This is a genomic window from Dialister sp. CAG:357, from assembly GCF_000435155.1.
GTDB classification, from domain to species: Bacteria; Bacillota; Negativicutes; order Veillonellales; family Dialisteraceae; genus Dialister; species Dialister hominis.
On record NZ_FR896353.1, the window covers coordinates 1 to 4,844 of the forward strand.

Here is a 4,844-nt window from a genome sequence, read left to right on the forward strand (position 1 = left end):
TATTTTTATCCCACAAAAAAGCGTGAAGAACCAACTTATGAAACATTTGTGTTGTTACCGCTGATGTCAACTGGTATCCGGCGCACCTTCTCTTCCAGAGCAAGGTCAAGGGCGTACTTCCCCGTCTGGAAAGGCGAGTTTAGCGGCGCTCGAGGAATATGCCCTCCCACGCAAAAAGGACTGTAACAAATGATCGCATTTGCCGCAGTCCTTTTTTATACATTATATAGTAGTCTCTTTTAGTCTCTAACTTCGATGACTTCGTCTTCGCTCTTTCTGGCGAGCGGGCAGGGGTTGTGGTTCGGGTAGCCGAATGCCATGGCGAGGACCATCTGTCCTTTGCCGAGCCATTCGGTGAGTTCTTCGTAGGCGAAGAAGATGTTTCCGATCCAGAGGCTGCCGATGCCCATGGAGGTGGCCTGGAGTGCCATGTTCTGGGCTGCTGCGCCGATGGCCTGGACGTCGCTCAGTTCATGGATCTTGTCTGCCGGTGTCCATTCTTCTTCGATGTCGCGGCCGTTCGGGTTGACGATGAATACGATATTGTATGCTTCTTTCATGCATTTGAGGGTGAAGCGTGCGTTGGTGTAGAGGTCCGAACTTCCTGCGAGGACGCCTTCGCCTTTTTCGGAGCGTTCGATGCCTTTTTCCATGAGGGCGAGCATTTCATCCTTGCTCTTGCCTCTGACGACGACGAATTTCCATGGCTGGCGGTTCTTTGCGGACGGTGCCCACATGCCTGCGCGGAGGATTTCTCTCATATCTACTTTGGAGATCGGGTTGCTCTTGAAGAATCTGACACTTCTTCTCTTGAAGATCACGTTGTACATACTATTTCCACCTTTCATCTGACTCGGGTTCATATTTCCTAATTATACACCCGGATTGTAAAAATGAAAAAACCCGATATGCAAAGTCTCTGTCATTTCCTGCTCCCCTTCCAAGCCGGGTCCGATACCGGCGGAATTTTATCTTATTGACTATTAGTCTAAAGACTTGATTTTCTTGTAAAAAACACATATAATAATCCTTATATTGTATTTAATGGAGGAGTCCGGAATTTTTCCGATAGAAGAGGATTTTAAGAGTGATTGAGGAAATTTACAAAAGAAGGAGTACCCGTCATTTCCTGCAGAAGCCTATCGCACAGGAAGATCTTGACGAGATTCTGACAGCAGCTACGTGGGCTCCGTCAGAAAAGAATGAACAGCCATGGAAGTTCATCATCATCCGTGGTGAAGAAAGAAAAGCTATGGTGAAGTGCCTGAAGAAGGGCATCATGCGCAACCGTAAAGGCGATGAGACTGCCATTTTCAGCAAGGGATATGACAAATTCATTCCTTCTGCCATCTATACAGCACGCGTCCTGGAACAGGCACCGGTCATTGTATTCGTAGTGAATACCAAGGGCATGGACTATCGTCAGTCCTACCCGTCTGACAAGTACATGATGGAACTGGCTGATATCCAGTCCATCAGTGCAGCCATCCAGAATATGTGCCTCGAAGCAACTGCCAGAAACATCGGAAGTCTCTGGACTTGCAACATTTTCTTCGCGTATGACGAACTGAAGGAATGGCTCCACGCTGACGGCGAAATGGTCGCAGCTATCGCTCTTGGTTACACGGACAAGGAAATCAAAGCCATGCCAAGAAAGCCGTTGGCTGAAGTCGTAGAATACCGCGGCGAATACCCGCAGCCGAAGGACGAATTCCAGGAAGCCGCTGAAGCAGAATAAATACCGATAGCCGAACTCCTATGAAGGATGATCCTCACAAAGAGGATCATCCTTTTTTGTGCAGGAAATCCGCACCCCTCCCCTTTGATTTTTCCCATCATTAGGGCTACACTGAAGAAAACAGAAAGATTCTTATTCCCCGAAAGGAGGCGTCGTATGAAAGGACTTTTGACGGCTGCGGGGCTTTTTCCGCATCCGCCTATCATGGTTCCCGAAATCGGCGGGAAGGAAACGAAGAAAATCCAGCAGACGATGGACGCGGTCCGGAAATCCATGAAGCTCATCATGGAGACGGATCCGGAGACGGTCGTCGTCATGTCTCCGCATAATCTTTGCCTGCCGAGCGGGCCTGCCATTTTCATCAAGGAAAACCTCGCAGGTGATCTCATGTATTTTGGGCACCCCGAGGTTTCGATGGAATTTTCCGTCGACCAGGAGCTCGCCGAGGCGGTCATGAAGGAAGCCGAGCCGGTCATCCCGCTTTTCCGCATGGATGAGGCGGCAGCGAAGAAATTCGGACGGAAGATTGAAATCGACTGGGGCATGTTCGTCCCGATGTACTTCCTGAAGGAAGCCGCTTTCAAAGGAAATGTCCTTCTCTTCTCGCCCTGCTTTACGAATTACGACATGAACAAGGTGCTTGGAGAAATCGTCACGAACTGCGCTGAAAAGCTGGGCCGGCGCATTGCCATCGTCGCATCCGGCGACCTCTCCCACCGTCTGACGAAGGATTCGCCGAACGGCTACGGCCCTGACGGCATCGTCTTCGACCGGGGCGTCATGAAGGCGCTCGAAGGGAAAACGATGGAACCGCTCCTCACGATGACCGATGATTTCATCGAACGCATCGGCATGTGCGGCCTGCCCTCGGTCTATTTCCTCTTCGGCGCGCTCTCCGGCAAGGAATGGTCCATCCCCGTCCTCTCGCACGAAGGCCCCTTCGGCGTCGGCTACGGCGTCTGCCTCTGCCTGCCCGAGGAAGCCGATGGGCGAAAAGAAGCCCATGATATCCGCGTGCGTCTGGCCAGGGACTCGATTGCCGAGTACCTGAAGACGGGAAAACTTCCCAAACCGCCAGCGGACATTCCCGAAGAGCTCAAGGAAAGAGCCGGCGTCTTCGTGTCCCTTCACGAATTCGGCGCCCTCCGTGGCTGCATCGGGACGATCCTTCCCGTCCGAAATTCGGCGGCTGAGGAAATCATCCATAACGCAAAAGCCGCGGCGAGTGAAGACCCGCGGTTCCCGCCCGTCAATCCCTACGAGCTGGACGACCTCGACATTTCCGTCGACGTCCTTTCCGCACCAGAGCCCATTTCCTCGGAAGGCGACCTTGACCCGAAAATCTACGGCGTCATCGTCGAAAGAGGATTCCGAAGAGGCCTTCTCCTCCCCGACCTGCCGGGCATCACCGATCCCCGTGAGCAGGTCGAAATCGCCCGCCGGAAAGCAGGCATCGGAGCCGATGAGCCCGTCAAAATGTATCGTTTCACCGTCCGGAGGTACTACTGATCCTCCGGCCTTTCGGAGGCATCATGGAAGCTGTATTTTATGAAAGAAATACCGATGGCAGCATCGTCTGTCATCTTTGCCCGCACGAGTGCCAGATCCCTCTGAACCACAGAGGCTGGTGCCGCACGCGACTGAACGACCACGGGCTGCTGCGCGCCGTCACATACGGCATGTGCACGTCCGCCGCGCTCGACCCCATCGAGAAGAAGCCCTTCGCCCACTTCCATCCGGGCTCGCGCATCCTCTCCATCGGGAGCATGGGCTGCAACATGTGCTGCCCCTTCTGTCAGAACTGGGAAATTTCCCAGGCAGAACCGGCCTTCCGCCGCATGACGCCCAAGGACGTCCTGGACCTTGCCATTTCCACAAGGAAAGAAGGAAATATCGGCGTCGCCTACACGTACAACGAGCCCCTTCTGTCCTACGAATTCATCCGTGACACCGCGCCCCTCATCAAAGAGGCCGGCATGGTGAACGCCATGGTCACCAACGGCTGCGTGAACGAAGAGCCGCTCACTGCCCTTCTTCCCCTGATCGATGCATGGAACATCGACCTCAAGACATGGGACCCAGAGCTCTACCGCTCCTGGGGCGGCGACCTTCCCACCGTGAAACGCACCATCGTCCGCGCCAGTGAAGTGTCTCACGTCGAAATCACCTGCCTCATCATCCCGGGTGTCAACGACGACCCCGAAGCCTTCGAAGACCTTTCCGTCTGGCTCGCCTCCGTCAGCCCGGACCTTCCCCTCCACATCACCCGTTTCTTCCCGCGCCTCCGCATGCAGGACCTGCCGCCGACACCCGTCGACACCCTCGTCAGGCTCGGAAATATTGCCAAAAAATCTCTCCGCCACGTCAACATAGGAAATACAGAAACCCTGAAACTCCTCCGCCGCGGCTGGACCAATGAATCGTAAAGGAGACCCATCATGCTCGAAAAACCACCCGTAACCATCATCGACCACGCCAACGGCGGAAAAGGCCGCATCATCTTAGAACACATCGCAGGCCCGGAAACCCTCCGCGAAAACGCACGCCTCTTCGTCAAAGCCACCCTCGAAAAGGGCTGCTCCATGGGCGTCCACAAACACAAGGGCGACCGCGAGATCTACCACATCCTCTCCGGCAAAGCCCTCTACACCGACAACGACAAGACCTACGAAATGAACCCGGGCGACTCCGCCTGCTGTGAAAACGGAAACTCTCACGGCATCGAAAACATAGGAGAAGAAAACCTCGTCTTCATCGGACTCATCCTGTACGATCTGGATAAGAAGGAAGAATAAGAGTAAGACAGGAAAAGCCCCGCAAATGCGGGGCTTTTTAGATGGCGGAACCAGAAATCATTAAATTTAAAATGCTATTTTACCCCCAAATCATCAAATTTAAAATGGAGTTTTACCCCCGTATCATGAAATCTTATGGCTTTGCGGGCAGGAAAGGATAACAGAGGAAGTCATACAGCCGCAGCTTTGCTGCGTGGTAATCAACCCTTTTGAAAACCATAAAACCAAGGCTGACGCCTTGAGAGAAATGCTGTTTCCGCCCCGTACACCAACTTACTAGGCATTTGTGCAATTACCATTATTGTCAACTG

Annotated in this window: 6 protein-coding genes; 5 read left to right on the forward strand and 1 reads right to left on the reverse strand. The window is 53.3% G+C overall.

What is annotated here, in order from left to right:
* On the forward strand, window positions 1-186 hold a 186-nt coding region (locus M3200_RS00605; RefSeq protein ID WP_288178058.1), incomplete at its 5' end, for a hypothetical protein.
* A 53-nt stretch (window positions 187-239) separates the two neighbouring features.
* On the opposite strand, the gene M3200_RS00610 is transcribed toward M3200_RS00605, so the two are convergent.
* A complete protein-coding gene (locus M3200_RS00610) occupies window positions 240-830 on the reverse strand; it encodes a nitroreductase family protein (protein ID WP_022381604.1) in 591 nt (196 codons plus the stop codon).
* A 257-nt stretch (window positions 831-1,087) separates the two neighbouring features.
* On the opposite strand from M3200_RS00610, the gene M3200_RS00615 reads away from it, so the two are divergent.
* The 4 genes from M3200_RS00615 to M3200_RS00630 all read left to right on the forward strand — a co-directional run bounded on the left by M3200_RS00615 (window position 1,088) and on the right by M3200_RS00630 (window position 4,533).
* Entirely contained in the window at window positions 1,088-1,738 is a 651-nt protein-coding gene (locus M3200_RS00615) for a nitroreductase family protein (RefSeq protein WP_022381605.1), read from the forward strand.
* Window positions 1,739-1,894: 156 nt separating this feature from the next.
* Entirely contained in the window at window positions 1,895-3,247 is a 1,353-nt protein-coding gene (gene amrA, locus M3200_RS00620; protein WP_022381606.1) for an AmmeMemoRadiSam system protein A, read from the forward strand.
* A 23-nt stretch (window positions 3,248-3,270) separates the two neighbouring features.
* A complete protein-coding gene (gene amrS / locus M3200_RS00625; RefSeq protein ID WP_022381607.1) occupies window positions 3,271-4,164 on the forward strand; it encodes an AmmeMemoRadiSam system radical SAM enzyme in 894 nt (297 codons plus the stop codon).
* A gap of 12 nt (window positions 4,165-4,176) precedes the next feature.
* Window positions 4,177-4,533 (forward strand): cupin domain-containing protein, encoded by a 357-nt coding sequence (locus M3200_RS00630; RefSeq protein WP_022381608.1) that lies wholly within the window; start codon window positions 4,177-4,179, stop codon window positions 4,531-4,533.
* Window positions 4,534-4,844 lie beyond the last annotated feature (311 nt).

Bases quoted from the DNA above. Each gene is read 5' to 3' on its own strand.
- amrS (WP_022381607.1), top strand. From the start codon at position 3,271: ATGGAAGCTGTATTTTATGAAAGAAATACCGATGGCAGCATCGTCTGT.
- M3200_RS00610 (WP_022381604.1), bottom strand. From the start codon at position 830: ATGTACAACGTGATCTTCAAGAGAAGAAGTGTCAGATTCTTCAAGAGC.
- amrA (WP_022381606.1), top strand. From the start codon at position 1,895: ATGAAAGGACTTTTGACGGCTGCGGGGCTTTTTCCGCATCCGCCTATC.
- M3200_RS00630 (WP_022381608.1), top strand. From the start codon at position 4,177: ATGCTCGAAAAACCACCCGTAACCATCATCGACCACGCCAACGGCGGA.